20 protein-coding genes and 1 pseudogene are annotated in these 18,829 nt (G+C 71.5%); 13 read left to right on the forward strand and 8 right to left on the reverse strand.

Annotated features, from left to right (window positions below; translation table 11 throughout):
- Positions 1 to 48: 48 nt before the first annotated feature.
- A complete protein-coding gene (locus tag ACZ3TS_RS22830) occupies positions 49 to 1,104 on the forward strand; it encodes a LacI family DNA-binding transcriptional regulator (protein ID WP_467620695.1) in 1,056 nt (351 codons plus the stop codon).
- Between the two features lie 40 nt (positions 1,105 to 1,144).
- On the opposite strand, the pseudogene ACZ3TS_RS22835 reads toward ACZ3TS_RS22830, so the two are convergent.
- Both ACZ3TS_RS22835 and ACZ3TS_RS22840 read right to left on the reverse strand, forming a co-directional pair.
- A pseudogene (locus ACZ3TS_RS22835) lies at positions 1,145 to 1,396 on the reverse strand (beta-1,3-glucanase family protein); the annotation flags it as partial.
- A 130-nt stretch (positions 1,397 to 1,526) separates the two neighbouring features.
- Entirely contained in the window at positions 1,527 to 2,318 is a 792-nt protein-coding gene (locus ACZ3TS_RS22840; RefSeq protein ID WP_467620698.1) for a VOC family protein, read from the reverse strand.
- A 259-nt stretch (positions 2,319 to 2,577) separates the two neighbouring features.
- Between ACZ3TS_RS22840 and ACZ3TS_RS22845 the strand changes: the two genes are divergently transcribed.
- Together ACZ3TS_RS22845 and ACZ3TS_RS22850 are read left to right on the forward strand one after the other, a co-directional pair.
- Positions 2,578 to 2,826 (forward strand): WhiB family transcriptional regulator, encoded by a 249-nt coding sequence (locus ACZ3TS_RS22845; RefSeq protein ID WP_467620816.1) that lies wholly within the window; start codon positions 2,578 to 2,580, stop codon positions 2,824 to 2,826.
- Between the two features lie 121 nt (positions 2,827 to 2,947).
- Positions 2,948 to 3,163 (forward strand): hypothetical protein, encoded by a 216-nt coding sequence (locus tag ACZ3TS_RS22850; RefSeq protein ID WP_467620700.1) that lies wholly within the window; start codon positions 2,948 to 2,950, stop codon positions 3,161 to 3,163.
- A gap of 130 nt (positions 3,164 to 3,293) precedes the next feature.
- On the opposite strand, the gene ACZ3TS_RS22855 is transcribed toward ACZ3TS_RS22850, so the two are convergent.
- The 4 genes from ACZ3TS_RS22855 to ACZ3TS_RS22870 form a co-directional block, all read right to left on the reverse strand.
- Complete coding sequence (locus ACZ3TS_RS22855; protein WP_467620703.1) at positions 3,294 to 3,761, reverse strand: hypothetical protein; 468 nt, start codon at positions 3,759 to 3,761, stop codon at positions 3,294 to 3,296.
- Between the two features lie 253 nt (positions 3,762 to 4,014).
- Positions 4,015 to 4,989, reverse strand: a complete 975-nt coding sequence (locus tag ACZ3TS_RS22860) for an acyl-ACP desaturase (RefSeq protein ID WP_467620706.1) — start codon at positions 4,987 to 4,989, stop codon at positions 4,015 to 4,017.
- 201 nt (positions 4,990 to 5,190) lie between these two features.
- Positions 5,191 to 5,967, reverse strand: coding sequence for a dimethylargininase (gene ddaH / locus ACZ3TS_RS22865; RefSeq protein ID WP_467620709.1), 777 nt, complete (start codon positions 5,965 to 5,967; stop codon positions 5,191 to 5,193).
- A 125-nt stretch (positions 5,968 to 6,092) separates the two neighbouring features.
- Positions 6,093 to 7,721, reverse strand: a complete 1,629-nt coding sequence (locus ACZ3TS_RS22870; protein WP_467620711.1) for an ABC-F family ATP-binding cassette domain-containing protein — start codon at positions 7,719 to 7,721, stop codon at positions 6,093 to 6,095.
- Positions 7,722 to 8,010: 289 nt separating this feature from the next.
- Here ACZ3TS_RS22870 and ACZ3TS_RS22875 point away from each other — a divergent pair, with 289 nt between their 5' ends.
- Both ACZ3TS_RS22875 and ACZ3TS_RS22880 read left to right on the forward strand, forming a co-directional pair.
- Positions 8,011 to 8,685, forward strand: a complete 675-nt coding sequence (locus ACZ3TS_RS22875) for a GOLPH3/VPS74 family protein (protein WP_467620713.1) — start codon at positions 8,011 to 8,013, stop codon at positions 8,683 to 8,685.
- A 73-nt stretch (positions 8,686 to 8,758) separates the two neighbouring features.
- Positions 8,759 to 9,592, forward strand: coding sequence for an isocitrate lyase/PEP mutase family protein (locus tag ACZ3TS_RS22880; RefSeq protein ID WP_467620715.1), 834 nt, complete (start codon positions 8,759 to 8,761; stop codon positions 9,590 to 9,592).
- Between the two features lie 84 nt (positions 9,593 to 9,676).
- On the opposite strand, the gene ssgD is transcribed toward ACZ3TS_RS22880, so the two are convergent.
- Positions 9,677 to 10,093 carry a spore wall synthesis regulator SsgD gene (gene ssgD, locus ACZ3TS_RS22885; protein ID WP_467620716.1) on the reverse strand — a complete coding sequence of 139 codons (417 nt, stop codon included), beginning with the start codon at positions 10,091 to 10,093 and terminating at the stop codon, positions 9,677 to 9,679.
- Positions 10,094 to 10,364: 271 nt separating this feature from the next.
- Between ssgD and ACZ3TS_RS22890 the strand changes: the two genes are divergently transcribed.
- The 4 genes from ACZ3TS_RS22890 to mmpA all read left to right on the forward strand — a co-directional run bounded on the left by ACZ3TS_RS22890 (position 10,365) and on the right by mmpA (position 12,783).
- A complete protein-coding gene (locus ACZ3TS_RS22890; RefSeq protein ID WP_467620719.1) occupies positions 10,365 to 11,444 on the forward strand; it encodes a WD40/YVTN/BNR-like repeat-containing protein in 1,080 nt (359 codons plus the stop codon).
- Positions 11,445 to 11,504: 60 nt separating this feature from the next.
- Positions 11,505 to 11,831, forward strand: a complete 327-nt coding sequence (locus tag ACZ3TS_RS22895) for a plasmid stabilization protein (protein WP_467620721.1) — start codon at positions 11,505 to 11,507, stop codon at positions 11,829 to 11,831.
- A gap of 32 nt (positions 11,832 to 11,863) precedes the next feature.
- The gene (locus tag ACZ3TS_RS22900; RefSeq protein ID WP_467620723.1) at positions 11,864 to 12,574 is read left to right on the forward strand and encodes an endonuclease V; all 711 of its coding nucleotides are present in this window, start codon (positions 11,864 to 11,866) and stop codon (positions 12,572 to 12,574) included.
- A gap of 62 nt (positions 12,575 to 12,636) precedes the next feature.
- On the forward strand, positions 12,637 to 12,783 hold the full coding sequence (mmpA, locus tag ACZ3TS_RS22905) for a morphogenic membrane protein MmpA (protein ID WP_467620726.1): 147 nt from the start codon (positions 12,637 to 12,639) through the stop codon (positions 12,781 to 12,783).
- Between the two features lie 5 nt (positions 12,784 to 12,788).
- On the opposite strand, the gene ACZ3TS_RS22910 is transcribed toward mmpA, so the two are convergent.
- Positions 12,789 to 13,964 (reverse strand): saccharopine dehydrogenase family protein, encoded by a 1,176-nt coding sequence (locus ACZ3TS_RS22910; protein WP_467620729.1) that lies wholly within the window; start codon positions 13,962 to 13,964, stop codon positions 12,789 to 12,791.
- A 310-nt stretch (positions 13,965 to 14,274) separates the two neighbouring features.
- Between ACZ3TS_RS22910 and ACZ3TS_RS22915 the strand changes: the two genes are divergently transcribed.
- Genes ACZ3TS_RS22915 through ACZ3TS_RS22930 form a run of 4 tightly spaced genes read left to right on the forward strand, consistent with a single transcriptional unit; the run spans position 14,275 to position 18,819 of the window.
- Positions 14,275 to 15,411 carry a CaiB/BaiF CoA transferase family protein gene (locus ACZ3TS_RS22915; protein ID WP_467620732.1) on the forward strand — a complete coding sequence of 379 codons (1,137 nt, stop codon included), beginning with the start codon at positions 14,275 to 14,277 and terminating at the stop codon, positions 15,409 to 15,411.
- Positions 15,411 to 16,424: an LLM class F420-dependent oxidoreductase gene (locus ACZ3TS_RS22920; RefSeq protein ID WP_467620734.1), complete on the forward strand. Its 1,014-nt coding sequence runs from the start codon at positions 15,411 to 15,413 to the stop codon at positions 16,422 to 16,424. Before ACZ3TS_RS22915 ends, ACZ3TS_RS22920 begins: the two co-directional genes overlap by 1 nt.
- 16 nt (positions 16,425 to 16,440) lie before the next feature.
- Positions 16,441 to 17,583: an acyl-CoA dehydrogenase family protein gene (locus tag ACZ3TS_RS22925; RefSeq protein WP_467620736.1), complete on the forward strand. Its 1,143-nt coding sequence runs from the start codon at positions 16,441 to 16,443 to the stop codon at positions 17,581 to 17,583.
- Positions 17,584 to 17,604: 21 nt separating this feature from the next.
- Complete coding sequence (locus ACZ3TS_RS22930) at positions 17,605 to 18,819, forward strand: acetyl-CoA C-acetyltransferase (RefSeq protein ID WP_467620739.1); 1,215 nt, start codon at positions 17,605 to 17,607, stop codon at positions 18,817 to 18,819.
- The last annotated feature ends 10 nt before the right edge of the window (positions 18,820 to 18,829 follow it).

Raw genomic sequence — 18,829 nt, forward strand, 5'->3', positions numbered from 1 at the left:
GTCCGCTCGGGCTATCCTGATCGGCAACCGCCGAGGAGGAGTCCCGAAGTGACCGAGACCGCGCCGCGTCCCACGCTGGAGGCCGTGGCCGCCCGGGCCGGGGTCTCGCGGGCCACCGTGTCCCGGGTCGTCAACGGCGGTGACGGAGTGCGCAAACCTCTCGTCGAGCGGGTGCGTCGCGCCGTCGAGGAACTCGGGTACGTGCCGAACCAGGCCGCGCGCAGCCTGGTGACCAAACGGCACGAGGCGGTCGCCGTGGTGATCGCCGAGCCGGAGACGCGTGTCTTCGCCGACCCTTTCTTCGCCCTGCAACTGCGCGGTATCAGCAAGGAGCTCACGGCCCACGACTCCCAGCTCGTGCTGCTGCTCACAGAAGGGCGTGCCGATCACGCCCGGGTCGGCCGCTATCTGGCCGGCGGCCATGTCGACGGCGCGCTGGTCTTCTCGCTCCACCTCGACGACCCCCTGCCGGAGTTGGTGCAGCGGGCCGGGGTGCCGACCGTATTCGGCGGACGGCCCGGCTGGGGCGAGGGAACCCACAGCGCCGTGTACGTGGACAGCGACAACCGTGGCGGAGCCCGGGAGGCCGTACGCCATCTCGTGGGGCTCGGCCGCCGCCGTATCGCGCACATCACCGGAGCCCTGGACCAGACCTCCGCCGTGGACCGGCTGGACGGATTCCGGGACGTCATGGTCGACGCCGATCCGGGACTGATCGTCGAAGGGGACTTCACCCCGGTCGGCGGTGAACGCGCGATGCGGCAGCTGCTGGAGCGTCGCGCGGATCTGGACGCCGTCTTCGCCGCCAACGACCTCACCGCCTCCGGCGCCCTGCGTGTGCTGCGTGCGCAGGGACGCCGGGTACCCGAGGACGTCGCCGTCGTCGGCTTCGACGACATGCTGCCGGTCGCCGAGCAGACCGATCCGCCTCTGACGACGGTCCGTCAGGACATCGAGGAAATGGGGCGGTTGATGGCCCGACTGCTGCTGCGCACCCTCTACCGCCGGGGCGGCCCGCCGGGCGGGGACGGGAGGTCCGGCATGAGCGGCGGGCAGTCCAGCGTGGTGCTGCCGACCACGCTGGTGCGGCGGGCCTCCGCATAGGCCGTAGGCGGGCATCCGCCTGATCCCGCCCAAGAGCACTTCATGAACCGACCGTCACCGTGAACCGCCTCGGGTTTCCGTCGTACGCCGCTCCCGACACGTCCGGCTGGCCGTCCGGGCGTACGTCGTCGTACGGGAACGCGTAGCCGATCGGCGAGTTCGCGTGCACGATCCGCGCCCAGTGGTTGGTCATCGCGCCCTGGTAGTAGTCGGCGCTGGTCAGGCCGTTCGGCTGGTCGGAGTGGGTGAGCATGAGCGAACGGTTGAAACCGGCGGCGAGGCGGGCGAGCAATGGCAAGGGGGGTGACGGACCAGGGTCTCCCGTCCGGCGCGCGCCGGCCGGGCACGGGCGGCGCGGGTCTGCGGGGACGGGATCCACGGCCCCGCGCCGTCACTGCGCCGCCCCGACGGCGTCAGCCCTGCTAGGGCTGCTGCGGTGCGCTCTTGATGACCGCGAACCGCGCTCCGTACGGGTCGGCGAGTTTGGCGATGCGGCCCACGCCCTCCACGTCCGTCGCGGCCATCCGGACGGTGCCGCCGAGCTCCTGAGCCTTGCTCACCGTGGCGTCCGTGTCCGTGACCTCGAAGTACGACACGTAGGACGCGCCCGATCCCGTTTCCGTGGGGTCGTCGGCCAGCGGTACCAGTCCGCCGAACATGGACTCCGGGCCGCCGCCCTCGGGGTTGATACAGGTGTAGGTGCCGCCGGGGAAGGGCACGCCCTCGGTCTCCCAGCCCAGCACCTGGTGGTAGAACGCGGCGGCGCGGGCGATGTCCGGGGTGTACAGCTCGACCCAGCACAGCGAGCCCGGCTCACCGGCCGCCTCGATGCCCTTGGTCCGGCCCGGCTGCCAGATGCCGAAGGGCACGCCGGCCGGGTCGGCGAGGATGGCCATGTGGCCCTCGCCCATGACGTCCATGGGCCGCATGAGCACGCTGCCGCCGGCCTGCTCGGCGGCTTTTGCGGTGGCCTCCGCGTCGGGGCTCTGGAAGTAGACGTTCCAGGACGGCGGGCCCTGCTCGGAGGTGGTCTGCATACCGCCGGCGACGGTCCTGCCGGAGAGCTGGAAGAAGCCGTAGCCCCCGGCATCGGGCCCCGCCGACTGGAACTGCCAGCCGAAGAGACCGCTGTAGAAGGAGATGGCGCCGTCGATGTCGAAGGTGCCGACATCCAGCCAGTTCGGGGCGCCGTTGACGAAACGGGTGGTGAGCATGGACTGCCCCCTTCGAGGGTTCCCGATGCCTGCACTGCCGAGTCTTGCACCCCCCGCTGACACCCGCCGTCGAAGGACGCGGCGGCCCCAGCGGCGGGCGGTGACCGGGTCGATCGGTTTTCGATGTGGATTTCTCCGCGCGCCGTCGTGCACCTGCCCGCCGGGTGGGGACATCATCAAGGGCCGTACGAGGGGCGCCGGGCGAGCCGTTGATCCGGCGTTGATCGAACGTTTTTCGCCGCAGGGCACGCTCTCGGCCATGCACATCGAAGCGATCACTGCGTCCGACGTCGCCTGGCAGGAGCAGGCGCTGTGTGCGCAGACGGGGACCGATTTCTTCTTTCCCGAGCCGGGCAGTTCGGTGCGGGAGGCGAAGCGTATCTGCGGGCTGTGCGAGATCCGCTCCGCGTGTCTCGAGTACGCGCTCGCCAACGACGAGCGGTTCGGCGTCTGGGGCGGGCTGTCCGAGAAGGAGCGGTCGCATCTGCGGCGGTCGGAGGAGAAATGATGGGACCCGCCGGTTGAAGGACCACCGGGTGGCGGAGCGGTAGCCGGGGGTACGAGAGCGGGTCGTGGTCCGTCCCGCCCGTCCGGATGCGCGCTCGCGCGCTCGGGACGATGCTGGAGACATGTCCGGACGGGCTCCTGTCATCGTTCATCCGCCGTCGGGCACCGGCGGCCGCCGGGTGACCGCGCGCGGGGAAAGCCTGGGATTGGCGTTCTCCGACGAGGACCTGATCGAGTTCCTCGGCCGCGCCGGGCTGCCCGACGCCGAGGACCTGCTCGACGACCCGGCGTGGGTGAAGTGGCGCGGCGCGGACGCGCACCACTACGAGGCCGCGTAGGGCGGGGAACTCTACGAGGCCGGGTAGGAGGCGCGCGGCTCGGCACCGCGCACTGGGGTGGCCTCGCGGCCCGAATGGTTGCGCTACCCAACCAAAGGTCGGGGCGCGCACGGGCCCCCGCCGCGCGGAGCTAGTCCGCGCTGACGGGCGCCAGCAGGGCGAGCGTCTCGTTTGCCTGGCGCAGCGCGAGCTCCAGCGTCAGCGGTGGATGCAGCACCCCGCTCCCGTCGGGCGGGACGATCCACTCCACCGAGCCGGCCGACCGGTACGGCGGGGGCACCGCGACCCACGACCCCTTGCTCGCATGGCGGATCCCGGTCCCTACCCAGTGGCCGGCCGGATCCGGCGGCACGAAGAAGCCCACCCGGTGCGCCGCCGAGTCCACCAGCGTCGGTCCGGGCGTCCGCACGGGGTCGTACCAGAGGATGTCCAGGGCCAGCAGGCCGAGTCGCCGGGGGACGCTCACCACGTCCCAGTGGCGTCCGGCCTCCAGCAGCACCGTGCCGTCACCGCGGTCCCAGGCCCGCTTGCACGCCTGCGGGTCCGGCGCGGCGGCGGCCAGCCACTCCGCGCCCCGCATCCACATCGCATTCGTCATGACCCGCTCCAGGGGCGCCACCCGGCGACCAGGCGTACGACAGGGACTGTGCCGGGAAGGTGCCTGTGGGGAAGAGCCGACCCGGCATATTCATGGTGTAGATATTTCTACCCCGCGGAAAGGGTGGCGCGACGTGGCGTTTGCTGCCGAAACGTTCTGTCCCTGGGTCGGCGGAGCGTCGCCTGCCGCCAACCGCCGAGCGGGCGAAGCCACTTCGGGGCGGATACGTCGCCCCGCGGGCCGCCCGTTCGGGTCACGCGCCCTCGCGTGCCGCCATCCGGGCCTTGCGGGCCGCGAGCTTCTCGTCGAACTTCGCGGCCTCGGCGTCCAGTCCGCCCATGAACAGCCCCAGTTCCTCCTGGGCCTGGCGGCCCTCGGGGCCGAGACCGTCGATCTCCAAGACCCTCAGGAAGCGCAGCACCGGCTGCAGGACGTCGTCGTGGTGGATGCGCAGATTGTAGACCTCGCCGATCGCCATCTGCGCGGCGGCGCGCTCGAATCCGGGGATACCGTGGCCCGGCATGCGGAAGTTCACCACGACGTCCCGGACCGCCTGCATGGTCGGGTCGGGCGCGATCTCGAACGCGGCCTTCAGCAGGTTGCGGTAGAAGACCATGTGGAGGTTCTCGTCGGTCGCGATGCGGGCCAGCATCCGGTCGCAGACCGGGTCCCCGGACTGGTGGCCGGTGTTGCGGTGGGAGATGCGGGTGGCCAGCTCCTGGAAGGCGACGTACGCGACGGAGTGGAGCATCGAGTGCCGGTTGTCCGACTCGAAGCCCTCGCTCATGTGCGACATGCGGAACCGCTCCAGTTTGTCGGGGTCGACCGCGCGCGAGGCGAGCAGGTAGTCGCGCATCACGATCCCGTGGCGGCCCTCCTCGGCGGTCCAGCGGTGCACCCATGTGCCCCAGGCGCCGTCGCGGCCGAAGAGCGTGGCGATCTCGTGGTGGTAGCTCGGGAGGTTGTCCTCCGTCAGCAGGTTCACCACCAGAGCGATACGGCCGATCTCGGTGACCTTGGACTGCTCCTTGTCCCAGGCCGTGCCGTCCTCGAAGAATCCGGGGAAGTTGCGGGCGTCGGTCCAGGGCACATACTCGTGCGGCATCCAGTCCTTGGCGACCTTCAGATGCCGGTTCAGCTCGTTTTCGACCACTTCCTCCAGTGCGTACAGCAGCCGGGCGTCGGTCCAGACGGAGGGGCTGCCGAGGTGGGGAGGTGTGATCGTCACAGGAACTCCAGGGGGACGCTGATCAAACCGGCGAGCGGTGCCGGAACGGAACTTACGGGATCGTAGGCTACGAGACCGTAGGTTACGAAGCCGTAGGTTAAGTTCGCTGTAAAGATCGCTGTTCAGCCGATGCGCGACAGGGAACACAAAGTCCCCCTGGAGTGTGGTGTTCACGGGAACGCACGGGGAGGATTCGTTCCGTCAGACGTACAACTCCCGCATGCGCACCGAGAGGCATGTCACACAGCCCTCGAGCTTCTCGAACTCGCCGATGTCCACGAGGACCGGTTCGTGGCCGAGGTCGGCGAGCAGTTCCGCCGTCTTGGGGGCGCTCGCCGCCATGAGGAGCTTGCCGCCGCCCAGCAGCACGACGTGCGAGCCGGACTCCTCCGGGACCGGCAGGAAGCGTGGGAACAGCGCCGGCTTGTCCACCAGGGGCACATGGCCGATGACCGTGCCGTCGGGCAGCGCGGTGACCGCCGACTTCAGGTGCAGCACCCGGGTGACCGGCACCGAGACCACCCGGGCGCCCAGCGGTTCGAAGGCGGCGCGCACCTGCTGGACGGCGGCGGCGTCGGTACGCCCGCTGCGGCCCACGTAGATCGTGTCGTCGACCTTCAGGACGTCGCCGCCGTCGAGGGTGCCCGGTTCCCAGATCCAGTTCACCGAACAGCCGAGCCGCGCCACGGCCTCCTCGACGCCCGCGGTCTCCTCGCGGCGGGACTCCGCGCCGGGCCGGGCGATCAGCGCGACGTTCTTGTACATCACCACCGCGTCCTCGACGAACACCGAGTCCGGGCAGTCGTCGGCCGGGTCCACCTCGACCGTCTCCCAGCCGTGCGTACGCAGGGCCTCCGCGTACGCCTCCCACTGCTCGAGCGCGAGGTCGACGTCGACCTTCTCCCGCTCGATGTGCGTCACCAGCCCCTCGGCGAGGCGCGGGCTGGGTCGGCGGATCAGGGCCTTCTTGCTGGGCACGTGAAAACTCCGTCTCGGCTGATGGTTTCGCCCGCCATCATGCAGGCCCGGTCCCCGGTGACAAAGCCCCGGGGACCGGCCGCGGCCCGCCCGGGACGCCCGGCGGCCCACCGTGCCCGCTCGTGTCACACGGGATCCCCGAGCGCCTCCGGCGCGGTTTCCCGGAGCTCTCCGTCGAGCAGCAGCCAGCGCGTGATCCCGACCGACTCCAGGAACGGCAGGTCGTGGCTTGCCACGATCAGCGCCCCCTCGTACGACTCCAGGGCCGTGGTGAGCTGTCGCACGCTCGCCATGTCGAGGTTGTTCGTCGGCTCGTCGAGCATCAGCAGTTGCGGCGCCGGCTCGGCGAGCATCAGCGCGGCCAGCGCAGCGCGGAAGCGCTCACCGCCCGACAGGGTCCCGGCTGCCTGGTCGGCTCGCGCGCCACGGAAGAGGAAGCGGGCCAGGCGGGCCCGGATCCGGTTGTTGGTGGTGCCCGGCGCGAACCGGGCCACGTTCTGCGCGACCGTCAGCCTGTCGTCGAGGACGTCCAGCCGCTGCGGCAGGAAGCGCAGCGGCACGTGCGCCGTCGCCTCGCCCGCGACCGGTTCCAGCTCGCCGGCGATCGTGCGCAGCAGGGTGGTCTTGCCCGCGCCGTTGCGTCCGATCAGCGCGATCCGCTCGGGACCGCGCAGGTCGAAGGTGCCCTCCGCCCGCGGGCCGTACGTCAGTTCCAGATTCCGGAGCGTCAGGACGGACCGTCCCTCGGGCACCGCCGTGTACGGCAGGTCGACGCGGATCTCGTCGTCCTCCCGCACCGCCTCGACCGCCTCGTCGAGCCACCCCTCGGCCTCGGCGAGCCTCTCCTCGTGCATGATGCGGTGCTTGCCCGCGGATTCCTGCGCCGCCCGCTTGCGCGCCCCCATGACGATCTTCGGTTCGCGTTTGCTGTCCCACATCCTCTGGCCGTACCGCTTGCGGCGGGCCAGCTTGACCTGGGCGTCGGCCAGTTCGCGCTTCTGCCTGCGCAAGTCGGCCTCGGCGACGCGCACCATGCGCTCCGCCGCCTTCTGCTCGACGGCCAGCGCCTCCTCGTACGCGGAGAAGTTGCCGCCGAACCAGGCCACCTCCCCGGAGCGCAGATCCGCGATCTGGTCGACCAGGTCGAGGAGTTCCCGGTCGTGGCTGACCACGACCATGACGCCCGACCAGGCGCCGACCGCCGCGTACAGGCGCCGGCGCGCGTACAGGTCGAGGTTGTTGGTGGGCTCGTCGAGCAGCAGCACGTCCGGGCGGCGCAGCAGCAGCGCGGCCAGCCGCAGCAGGACGGACTCGCCGCCGGAGACCTCGCCGATGGTGCGGTCGAGACTGATGTGGCCGAGGCCGAGTTCGCCGAGCATCGCCTCGGCGCGCTCCTCCACGTCCCAGTCGTCGCCGACGGTCGTGAAGTGCTCCTCGGCCACGTCGCCGGCCTCGATGGCGTGCAGCGCGGCCCGCTTCGCGGCGATGCCGAGCGCGTCGTCGACCCGTAGGGAAGTGTCGAGCGTGACGTTCTGCGGCAGATGGCCGACCTCGCCGGCGACACGCACGAAGCCGCCGGTCGGGGCGAGCTCACCGGCGATCAGCTTCAGCAGGGTGGACTTCCCCGACCCGTTGACACCGACGAGGCCGGTCCGGCCGGCCCCGAACGATGCCTGAAACTCGTCGAAGACGGAGGTTCCGTCGGGCCAGGAGAAGGACAGGGACGTACAGGTGACGGAAGGATGGTGTGACATGCGGGCCTCGCGCTTGCTCGGAGTGGGCTTGGGCAACGCGTGTGAGACACCGCGGGGGCGACGGTCCACGAAACAGGGAAAAGCCCTGCTGCGGAGGATGGACGGCTCGTACGCCGAGGTCGCACGCGACGCACACGGACGCGGACAGCGTGGTGTGACGCGGTGTCTCAGGACCTCAGACGAGCAACGTCCTTCTCCTATCGACGGCAACAGGACCGCTGAACACCGTAGGAACGGGTACGAAGAGTGTCAACGGATTTACGTGGACCACACCGGCAAGGGAGGCCCCGTGCCCGACGGATCCAGCTCGCTGCCCGTTCGGCTGTACCTACTGGCCTGGGACACCGCCACGCTCAGGCTCACCGGTGCGACCCGGCTCGCGGAGCTGGTGCGGGCGGGCGCCCTGACCGAGCTGGCGCAGCGGGGACTGCTCATCGACGTGGACGGCATCACCACCCCGGCCGACCTCGACGCCGGGACCGGTGACCCCGTCCTCGACGGCCTCCTGGAACTCGTCGAGGAGTCCCTGCCCCGCCCCTGGAAGACCTGGGTGACCCTGCACGCCGGCGTCACCCTGGATGCCGTCCGCGCACAGCTCGCCGCCGACGGCCTGCTGCGCGCCGACAAGAAGCGGGTGCTCGGGCTCTTCCCGTCCGTGGAGTACGAGCTGGAGCGGGTGCAGGTGGTGGAGGCGTTGCGGCAGGAGGCGCGGCAGCTGCTCGCGGGCCCGGCGCCCGTCACGGAGATCTCCGACCGTGACGCGGCCCTGGTGACCCTGGCCGCGGCGGGCGGACTGCGTACGGTGGTGACCGCCGCGGACCGCAAGGGCCACAAGGAGCGCATCGAGGCACTGACGGATCGCGCCGGCGCCGCGGCACCGGCGCTGAAGAAGGTCGTCCACGAGGTCCGCACGGCGGTGATCACGGCGGTCACGGCGGCGGCTGCGGCGGGAGCGGAGAACTGATGCCTTCGAGGGCGCACGTATCCGTCGGATTCATGCCAGCCACGGCCCCGCTCCCGCTGGTTGGCTTGTTCCCATGACCCACCACAGCCTTCTGCGCGAGCAGGCCCTCGCGTTCCGTGCCCTCCATGTGCCCGGCCGTCCGCTCGTCCTGCCGAACGCCTGGGACACGGCCAGTGCGCGGCTGGCCGAGGAGGCCGGCGCGGCGGCCGTCGCCACCACCAGTGCCGGGCTCGCCTGGGAGCTGGGCGCCGCCGACGGCGACCGGCTGTCCCGCGACGACGCCCTCGCGGCGGTCGCACGGATCGCGGACGCCGTGTCCGTGCCCGTGAGCGCGGACATCGAGACCGGTTACGCGGACGATGCCGCGGGCGTCGGCGACACCATCGAGGCGGTGCTCGCGGCGGGCGCCGTCGGCGTGAACATCGAGGACGGTCTCCACGTCGGCGGCGCCCCGCTTCGTCCGGTCGCCGAGCAGGCCCAACGCATCGCCGCCGCGCGTGCGGCCGCCGACGCGGCCGGGGTTCCGCTCTTCGTCAACGCCCGCATCGACACATATCTGCGGGGTGCGGGGGGACTGACGGAGACGCTGGAGCGGGCCGCCGCCTTCCTTGCCGCCGGAGCGGACGGCGTCTTCGTGCCCGGGGCCGTCGACCCGGTGACCGTGAAGGCGCTCGCCGAGGGCATCGAGGGTCCGCTGAACGTGCTGGTCGGACCCAGCGCGCCCCCTGTCGGCGAGCTGGCCGCGCTCGGCGTCGCCCGGGTCAGCGCAGGGGCGGGCATCGCGGAGGCGGTCCACGGCCTGGTCCTCCGCGCCGCACGGGAGCTGCTGGACGCGGGAACGTACGGGCCACTGGCCGACGGTGCCGGCTATGCCGAGCTCAACAGGCTGCTGGGCGGCGGTCGTTAGCTCCGGGGGCGCGGTTTCGGCCGTTCCCGACTCACCGCTGCCGGGTGCCGGTGGTTGCTGAACGGCCACCTGAGCGGGGAACGTTCAGCACGCGTCCCGCATCAGCTCCGCGAGGTCGTGGTCCAGGTCCACCTGCAGGTGCTCCAGGCCGACCGGCACGAGCTCCGTGGTCCGCTGCAGGAAGCGCCGGACCAAGCTCGAGTGGACGTGCACCACGGCGGTGCCCTCCGGGGCGTGGAACTCCAGGACGGTGCGGTCGTAGCCGTACGGTCGCACCCGGACGTCGCCGTGGCCCTCCGGGCCTTCCAGGCCCGCGCTGAGAAGCGCGCGGGCAAAGGTCCAGCAGACCTCCACGCCCTCCAGCGTGGCCGGGGCCGGGAAGGTCATGCGGACGGCGAACGGGTCGCGCCGGTCGTAGTGGAGCGTGGCCGGAATGCTCTGCATCCGCGGCGCGGCGGCGACGAGACGGGCCTCCACGGGCTGCTCGATGAGGGTGGACAACGCCTTGCTCCCTTGTGACGGCTGGACGGACTCAGGGCGGATGTGGCACGGCACTTGAAGAGACGATGGAATCGGCCCATCCGTGCACATGAAATGCGAGTGACCTCTGTCACCGCGTCCATGCCAGTGAGGCGACCCACAAGATCTCGATGTCTCCGCCCCGCGGTCTGCGGGATACCCGAGAGGACACCCGCAGCGGGCGTGCGGTTCCCGGGCGCGGGCATCTGGACGGCACCGGGGGAGTGGGCTAGCTTCGCGCGCCATGACGGGCATGGGGAACACGAGACGTACGGGCCGGACGGTGGCCGCGGGGCTCGCCGCGGCGGCGCTCGCCGCGCTGTCGGCGGCACCCGCGCAGGCGCAGGGCACACCGCGGCCGGCGCCGCACTGGCAACTCAAGGACAGCGGCACGGACGTGCGCTTCCGGGGACTGTCCGCGGTCAGCCGCGACACCGCCTGGCTGGCCGGGTCCAAAGGCACCGTGCTGCGCACCACGGACGGCGGCACGCACTGGCGGAACGTCTCCCCGCCCGGCGCCGCGGACCTGGAATTCCGCGACGTCGAGGCGTTCGACGCCCGGCACGCGGTGGTCCTCGCCATCGGCGAGGGCGAGGCCTCCCGGGTCTTCCGCACCGATGACGGGGGCGCGACGTGGACCGAGGCCTTCCGCAACCCCGACACCAAGGCCTTCTACGACTGCCTCACCTTCTTCGACCGCCGCCACGGCCTCGCCATGAGCGACCCGGTCGAGGGAAGGTTCCGCATCCTCTCCACCAGCGACGGCGGCCGCTCCTGGACGGTTGTGCCGGGCGCCGGAATGCCCGAAGCTCAGGCCGGGGAGGCCGGGTTCGCGGCCAGTGGCCAGTGCCTGGTCGCCTCCGGGCCGCACGACGTCTGGCTCGCCACGGGCGGAGGCGCACGCGCGCGTGTGCTGCACTCCGCCGACCGCGGACTGACCTGGACGGCCGCCGACGCCCCCGTCCCGGCGGGCGATCCGGCGCGCGGCGTCTTCGCACTCGCCTTCCGTGACCGCACGCACGGCATCGCGGTCGGCGGCGACTACCGCGCAGACCAGCCGTCACCGCGGGCGGCGGCGGTGAGCGAGGACGGCGGTCGTACCTGGAAACCCGCCGCCGAACCGCCGCCCGCCTACCGCTCCGGGGCCACGTGGCTCCCGCACAGCCGGACGACCGCGCTCGCCGTCGGCCCGACCGGCACGGACCTCACCACGGACGGCGGCCGCACCTGGCGGACCGTCGACACAGGCTCGTACGACACCGTGGACTGCGCCCCGGATCTGGGGTGCTGGGCCTCCGGCGAGAAGGGACGGGTGGCACGGCTCGAGCCCTGACGGTGATCTCTGGTGAAAACGGGTACTCGTGGACCACCATCCCAGAAAGGAAGTGAGGTCATGCCACGCGGCTCGAGTCCCAAACGGGAACGCCAGTACGAGCACATCAAGGAGAGCGCGCGCGACCGCGGGGAGAGCGAGGAGCGCGCCAAGGAGATCGCGGCGCGAACCGTCAACAAGGAGCGCGCCCGCTCCGGCGAGTCCAAGACCGCGAGCCGTACCTCGACCCAGGACATGTCGTCCGGCAGGCGGGGCGGACTGCGCTCGGGCAAGGGCTCCCAGGGGCCTACGTACGACCAGCTGTACGAGGAGGCGAAGCGGCGAGGCATCCGCGGCCGTTCGGACATGAACAAGAGCGAACTGCAGCGTGCTCTGGGCGGTAAGTGACAGCGGACGGCGGGGTCGTACGCGGCACCACCATGACGACCGTACGCATCCCCGCGGCCTGGCCCGCGACCGAAGCAGAAGCCCGCGCCGTGCAGGACGAATTGCGCGGCCGGGTGGTCCTCGACGAGCCCGGGCCGCCGCCCGGAACGGGCCGTGTGACGGGGGTGGACGTCGCCTATGACGACGAGCGCGGCGTGGTCGCGGCGGCGGCCGTCGTGCTGGACGCGGCCACGCTCGCCGTGGTCGCCGAGGCCATCGCCGTCGGCGAGGTCTCCTTCCCCTACGTGCCGGGCCTGCTGGCCTTCCGGGAGATCCCCACGGTCCTGGGTGCTCTGGAGGCTCTCGCCCGGGATCCCGGGCTGGTGGTCTGCGACGGCTACGGACTGGCCCACCCGCGCCGCTTCGGCCTGGCCAGCCACCTCGGCGTCCTCACCGGGCTGCCCACCATCGGCGTGGCCAAGAACTCCTTCACCTTCACCTACGCGGAGCCGGCGCCTGCGCGCGGCAGCGCGGTCCCTCTGCTCGCGGGTACCGACGAGGTCGGCCGTGCCCTGCGCACCCAGGAGGGTGTCAAACCGGTGTTCGTCTCCGTGGGGCACCGGGTGAGTCTCGACAACGCCTGCACCCACACCCTCGCCCTCGCCCCGAAGTACCGCATCCCCGAATCGACCCGGCGGGCCGACTCCCTGTGCCGGGAGGTACTGAGGGATGCGGTCGCCCGGCCCTGCCCGCCCACGGGCTGAGTACGGCGACTGAGTACCCGTACGGATGTGGCCGGGCGGTCCCGCTCGGCAGGCTGGGGCCCATGACGACGCACCGTGCCCCCAAGACCATGAACCACCCCGCCCAGCCCGTCGAGCGTGCCGTGACGGTCGCGCTCCTGCTCGCCGTCATCGCCGGGCTCGCCTGGATCGGCGGGATGATCTACACCGTTCTGGGGTGGCCGCTCTAGGACCCCTACCGCCGGGCCGCCGTCCGGAAGGTGATGCCCGCCGCGCGGAGGCGGTCGATGAGGGCGTCGCCCATCGCCTCGACCGTCGTGACCTGGCCGGACGTGTGCGGCAGGTCGTCGAGAGCGAGGGAGAGGGCCGACTCGGCGAACATCTTCGCCGTCTCGTCGTACCCCGGATCGCCGCCCGCGACCTCCGTGAACACGCGCCGCCCGCCGCCCTCGCCCACGAACCGCACCGAGAACCAGCTCTTGGCCCGCCGCTCGGGACTCGGCCCGTCCCCGGGGCGGATCCGGTCCGACAGCCAGCGCCGCGCCGGCGGCACCTGCGCCGCCGCGAACAGGGCGCCCGCGGCCGCGGCACCGCCCAGGGCGTACGGCAGGGTCTCCACCGCGGCGTAGTGCCGGTAGCGGAAGTCGGGGCCGTACCGCTTCAGGGCCCGCGCCGACCGGCGCACCACCTGCGCGTCGATCGTGGGCAACGGCAGCGCCCACGCCCCGACCTCCTTCGCGAACCGCGGTGCGCCCAGCGGGGCCTGCGCCCGCCGCCCCATGAGGCGCGGCTCGTGGCGCCCGCGGTCCCGGGCAGCGGCCAGCAGCTGCGGGCCGCGCGCGAGCTGGCCGAGCGCGGAGGCGAAGGTGCCGCCGGAGAACATCGCCTGCGAACGGACGAATCCGTCGACCGTCAGCGGCACTCCTTCGGGCAGTTGCCGAACGGTGAAGTACGCCCCCAGGTCGTGCGGAACGGAGTCGAACCCGCAGGCGTGCAGGAGCCGTGCACCGGTCTCCCTCGCGCGTGCGTCGTGCCGCACGTACATGAGGTCGACGAATTCGGCCTCGCCGGACAGGTCCAGATAGTCGGTGCCCGCGTCGGCGCAGGCCGCCACCAGTTCCTCGCCGTACTCCAGATAGGGCCCGACCGTGGTGGCGAGCACGCGTGCGTGGCGGGCGAGTTCGTGCAGCGACTCCGGATCCGAGACATCCGCGTGGAGCACACCGGGGCGGGCGGCGCCGCCGAGGCGTTCCCGCAGCCGCTCCAGCTTCTCGGCGCTGCGGCCCGCCACCGCCCAGCGCAGCCCCTCGGGCGCGTGCGCGGCGAGGTACTCCGCGGTGAGCGCACCCACGAAACCCGTGGCCCCGAAGAGCACGATGTCGTACGTGCGATCCGTGTTCAGCCTGCTCATGACACCCCTCAGCCCGCGCCGTCGTCGGTGGCCGAGGCTAGCGTGAGGGACGAGCGGTCGAGCGAGGAGGTCGGCGTGGCACTCGCCCTGACCGCGCCGGGCGCGGAGCGTGCCGGGTACGGGCTTGGGCCGGGCCGGGTGGATCGCGGAGCTGGACGTCTGCCGATCTGTCCCGTTCCATGGGGTAATCATCCGGTTTGACGGCCGGAATTCGACTAAGCGCTTGCTCGTCAGGGTATTGTCCGGACTGCAACGCGTTCTTAACATCACTGATGTCACATCGGTTGTGTCACAGAGCTTTGGGGGCTCGATGGCAGTGGCAAGGACGTGGGGGCACGGCCCCCTCGCCGGCGTGCGCGTCGTCGAGCTCGCGGGCATCGGTCCCGGCCCGTTCGCCGGCATGCTCCTCGCCGACCTCGGTGCCGACGTCGTCCGCGTGGACCGCCCGCACGGCTCGGGTCTCGCGATCAACCCCGAGTACGACGTCACCAATCGCAACAAGCGCTCGGTGATCGTCGACCTGAAGGCCGAAGGAGGCCCCGACCGCGTCCTGGACCTGGTAGAACGTGCCGACATCCTCATCGAGGGCTACCGCCCCGGCGTGGCCGAACGCCTCGGCGTCGGCCCCGAGACCTGCCACGCCCGCAACCCCCGGCTCGTCTACGGCCGCATGACCGGCTGGGGCCAGGAGGGCCCGCTCGCCCCGCGCGCCGGACACGACATCGTGTACATCGCGCTCACCGGCACCCTCGGCATGATCGGTGACCCGGACACGCCGCCCGCGATCCCCGCGAACCTGGTCGGCGACTACGCGGGCGGCTCGCTCTACCTGGTCGTCGGCGTCCTCGCCGCCCTCCACCACGCGCGGGCGACCGGCGCCGGGCAGGTGGTGGACGCGGCCATCGTCGACGGCGCCGCGCACCTGGCCTCGATGATCCACGGCATGCTCGCCGCCGGCGGCTGGCAGGACCGCCGCCGCGCCAACCTCCTCGACGGAGGCTGTCCCTTCTACGGCACCTACGAGACCGCCGACGGACGGTACATGGCCGTCGGCGCCCTGGAGCAGCAGTTCTACGAGGAGTTCGTGGAGTTGCTCGGCATCGGTGACGAGGCTCCGGCCCGCAAGGACGTGGCCCGCTGGGGCGAGCTGCGGGAGGCGGTCGCGGCGCGCTTCAAGACCCGTACCCGCGACGAGTGGACCGCGGTCTTCGAGGGCTCCGACGCGTGCGTGGCCCCCGTCCTCTCGCTCCACGAGGCCCCCGCGCACCCCCACCTCGCCGCCCGCGGCACCTTCACCGACCACGGCGGGATCACCCAGCCGGCGCCCGCGCCCCGGTTCTCGCTCACCCATACGTCGGTGCGCAGCGGACCCGCGCAGCCTGGTGCCGACACCACGGAGGTGGCGGGCGACTGGGACGTACCCCGACTACTCCAGGGCGGCCACTGATGGAGCTCTCGATCCCCCTCGACTATGCGGCCGACCCCCGGCAGGCCGCCGACGAGGCCGCCGCGCTGGAGTCCGTGGGCCTGGACGCCGTCTGGGTCGCCGAGGCCTACGGCTTCGACGCGCCGACGATCATGGGCTACCTGGCCGCCCGCACGAAACGCATGAAGATCGGCTCCGCGATCCTCAACGTCTATTCGCGCACTCCCGCCCTCATCGCCCAGACGGCCGCCGGACTGGACGCCATCTCCGGTGGACGCGCCGTCATCGGACTCGGCGCCTCCGGTCCGCAGGTCGTCGAGGGCTGGCACGGACGGCCGTACGACAAACCCCTCGGCCGGACCCGCGAGACCATCGAGCTGACCCGCCGCATCCTGCGCCGCGAGGTCATCGACCACCACGGCATCACCGACATGCCCCTCCCCGGGGGTCTCGGCAAACCCCTGAAGATCCTCACCAGGCCGGTTCGCCCCTATGTGCCGCTGTACGTCGCCTCGCTGGGACCGGCGAACGTCCGCATGACCGCCGAGGTCGCCGACGGCTGGCTGCCGACCCTGTTCGTCCCGGAGAAGGCCCATGAGGTGTGGGGCGCCGCCCTCGCCGAGGGCGCCGCACGCCGGGACCCCGCCCTCGGGCCGCTGCGGACGGTCGCGGGCGGACTGCTCGCCATCGGCGAGGACGCGGCGGCCGTACGGGACCTCGCGCGCCCGAGGATCGCTCTGTACGTGGGAGGCATGGGCGCACCGGGGAAGAACTTCTACAACGACCTGGCGGTGGCGTACGGGTACGAGAAGGAGGCCCGGATCGTTCAGGAGCTGTATCTGTCCGGTCGCAAGAGGGAGGCCGAGGCCGCCGTCCCGGAGGAGCTCTGTGAGCTGACCTCGCTGTGCGGGCCGGAAAGCTACGTCCGCGAGCGTGTCGAGGCCTTCCGCGCCGCCGGTGTCGACATGCTGAACGTCACTCCGGTCGGCTCCGAGCCGGCCCGGCTGATCGAGACCGTCAAGGGCTGGCTGTGAGAAGGGCGTACGCCATATGAAGCGGCAGATCTACACCGCCGAGCACGAGGCGTTCCGCGAGACCGTGCGCGCCTTTCTCGCCAGGGAGGTGCTGCCCCACTACGACGAGTGGGAGAAGGACGGCATCGTCTCCCACGACGCCTGGCGGGCGGCCGGAAAGCAGGGCCTGCTCGGACTCGCCGTGCCCGAGGAGTACGGAGGCGGCGGCACCGACGACTTCCGCTACAGCGCCGTCCTCGTGGAGGAGTTCACGCGCGCCGGGGCGTCCGGGCTCGCGCTCGAACTGCACAACGACATCATCGGTCCCTATCTGACGGGCCTCGCCACCGAGGAGCAGAAGCAGCGCTGGCTGCCCGGCTTCTGCGACGGCTCGCTGATCACCGCCATCGCCATGACCGAGCCCGGCGCCGACTCCGACCTCCAGGGCATCAGGACCCTCGCCGAGGACAAGGGCGACCACTGGCTGCTCAACGGCTCCAAGACCTTCATCTCCAACGGCATCCTCGCCGACCTGGTGATCGTGGTGGCCCGGACGACCCCCGAGGGCGGGGCCCATGGGCTCTCGCTGCTCGTGGTCGAGCGGGGCACGGAGGGCTTCGAACGCGGCCGCAACCTCGACAAGATCGGCCAGAAGGCGCAGGACACGGCCGAACTGTTCTTCCACGACGTGCGCGTGCCCAAGGACAATCTGCTCGGTGATCTCAACGGCGCCTTCGGGCACCTGATGACGAACCTGGCCCAGGAGCGGCTGAACATCGCCGTCGCCGGGATCGCGGCGGCCGAGCACGTACTGGAGATCACCATCGAGTACGTCAAGGAGCGCGAGGCCTTCGGACGGCCGCTCGCACGGCTCCAGCACATCCGCTTCGAGATAGCCGAGATGGCGACCGAGTGCGCCGTCACCCGAACCTTCCTCGATCGCTGCGTCGCCGACCACGCGAGGGGAGATCTCGACGCCGTGCACGCTTCCATGGCCAAGTGGTGGGCGACCGAGCTGCAGAAGCGGGTCGCGGACCGCTGTCTGCAGCTGCACGGCGGCTACGGCTACATGACGGAGCACCGCGTCGCCAGGGCCTTCACCGACGGCCGCATCCAGACCATCTACGGCGGGACCACCGAGATCATGAAGGAGATCATCGGTCGTTCCCTGCTCGGCTGACCCTCCCCGAAAGGCTTACCAGTGAGCACCGAAGCGTATGTGTACGACGCGATCCGCACCCCGCGCGGACGTGGCAAGGCGAACGGCGCCCTGCACGGCACCAAGCCCATCGACCTGGTGACCGGACTCATCCATGAGGTCAAGCGGCGTTTCCCGGACCTCGACCCGGCCGCGATCGACGACATCGTGCTCGGTGTCGTGGGCCCGGTCGGCGACCAGGGTTCCGACATCGCCCGCATCGCCGCGATCGCCGCCGGACTGCCCGACACCGTCGCCGGCGTCCAGGAGAACCGCTTCTGCGCGTCCGGTCTGGAGGCCGTCAACATGGCGGCCGCGAAGGTCCGTTCGGGCTGGGAGGACCTGGTGCTCGCCGGCGGCGTCGAGTCGATGTCGCGGGTGCCGATGGCCTCCGACGGCGGCGCCTGGTTCGCCGACCCGATGACGAACATGGCCACCAACTTCGTGCCGCAGGGCATCGGCGCCGACCTCATCGCCACCATCGAGGGCTTCTCCCGGCGGGACGTCGACGAATACGCGGCGTTGTCCCAGGAGCGGGCCGCGGCCGCCTGGAAGGACGGCCGCTTCGAGAAGTCCGTGGTGCCCGTGAAGGACCGCAGCGGCCTTGTCGTCCTCGACCACGACGAGCACATGCGGCCCGGGACCACTGCCGACTCGCTCGCCAAGCTCAAGCCGTCGTTCTCGGACATCGGCGAGCTGGGCGGCTTCGACGCGGTGGCGCTGCAGAAGTACCACTGGGTCGAGCAGATCGACCACGTCCACCACGCCGGCAACTCCTCCGGCATCGTCGACGGCGCGGCGCTCGTCGCCATCGGCTCCAAGGAGGTCGGCGAGCGGTACGGGCTGCGGCCGCGGGCCCGGATCGTCTCCGCGGCGGTCTCCGGCTCCGAGCCGACGATCATGCTGACCGGTCCGGCCCCCGCCACCCGCAAGGCTCTGGCCAGGGCGGGCCTGACGATCGACGACATCGACCTGATCGAGATCAACGAGGCGTTCGCCGCGGTGGTCCTGCGCTTCGCGAAGGACATGGGGATCTCGCTGGACAAGGTCAACGTCAACGGCGGCGCCATCGCGCTGGGTCACCCGCTGGGCGCGACCGGCGCGATGATCCTCGGCACGCTGGTGGACGAACTGGAGCGGCAGGACAAGCGGTACGGGCTGGCCACGCTGTGCGTGGGCGGCGGCATGGGCATCGCCACCGTCGTCGAGCGCGTCTGACCTTCCCCAA

This window comes from Streptomyces sp. NPDC022910, from assembly GCF_055561075.1.

Coding starts and splice junctions, on each gene's coding strand:
- ACZ3TS_RS22880 (WP_467620715.1), top strand. CDS start 8,759: ATGACCCACCACAGCCTTCTGCGCGAGCAGGCCCTCGCGTTCCGTGCC.
- ACZ3TS_RS22900 (WP_467620723.1), top strand. CDS start 11,864: ATGACGACCGTACGCATCCCCGCGGCCTGGCCCGCGACCGAAGCAGAA.
- mmpA (WP_467620726.1), top strand. CDS start 12,637: ATGACGACGCACCGTGCCCCCAAGACCATGAACCACCCCGCCCAGCCC.
- ACZ3TS_RS22855 (WP_467620703.1), bottom strand. CDS start 3,761: ATGACGAATGCGATGTGGATGCGGGGCGCGGAGTGGCTGGCCGCCGCC.
- ACZ3TS_RS22915 (WP_467620732.1), top strand. CDS start 14,275: ATGGCAGTGGCAAGGACGTGGGGGCACGGCCCCCTCGCCGGCGTGCGC.
- ACZ3TS_RS22910 (WP_467620729.1), bottom strand. CDS start 13,964: ATGAGCAGGCTGAACACGGATCGCACGTACGACATCGTGCTCTTCGGG.
- ACZ3TS_RS22920 (WP_467620734.1), top strand. CDS start 15,411: ATGGAGCTCTCGATCCCCCTCGACTATGCGGCCGACCCCCGGCAGGCC.
- ACZ3TS_RS22895 (WP_467620721.1), top strand. CDS start 11,505: ATGCCACGCGGCTCGAGTCCCAAACGGGAACGCCAGTACGAGCACATC.
- ACZ3TS_RS22870 (WP_467620711.1), bottom strand. CDS start 7,721: ATGTCACACCATCCTTCCGTCACCTGTACGTCCCTGTCCTTCTCCTGG.
- ACZ3TS_RS22840 (WP_467620698.1), bottom strand. CDS start 2,318: ATGCTCACCACCCGTTTCGTCAACGGCGCCCCGAACTGGCTGGATGTC.
- ACZ3TS_RS22845 (WP_467620816.1), top strand. CDS start 2,578: ATGCACATCGAAGCGATCACTGCGTCCGACGTCGCCTGGCAGGAGCAG.
- ACZ3TS_RS22850 (WP_467620700.1), top strand. CDS start 2,948: ATGTCCGGACGGGCTCCTGTCATCGTTCATCCGCCGTCGGGCACCGGC.
- ACZ3TS_RS22925 (WP_467620736.1), top strand. CDS start 16,441: ATGAAGCGGCAGATCTACACCGCCGAGCACGAGGCGTTCCGCGAGACC.
- ACZ3TS_RS22890 (WP_467620719.1), top strand. CDS start 10,365: ATGGGGAACACGAGACGTACGGGCCGGACGGTGGCCGCGGGGCTCGCC.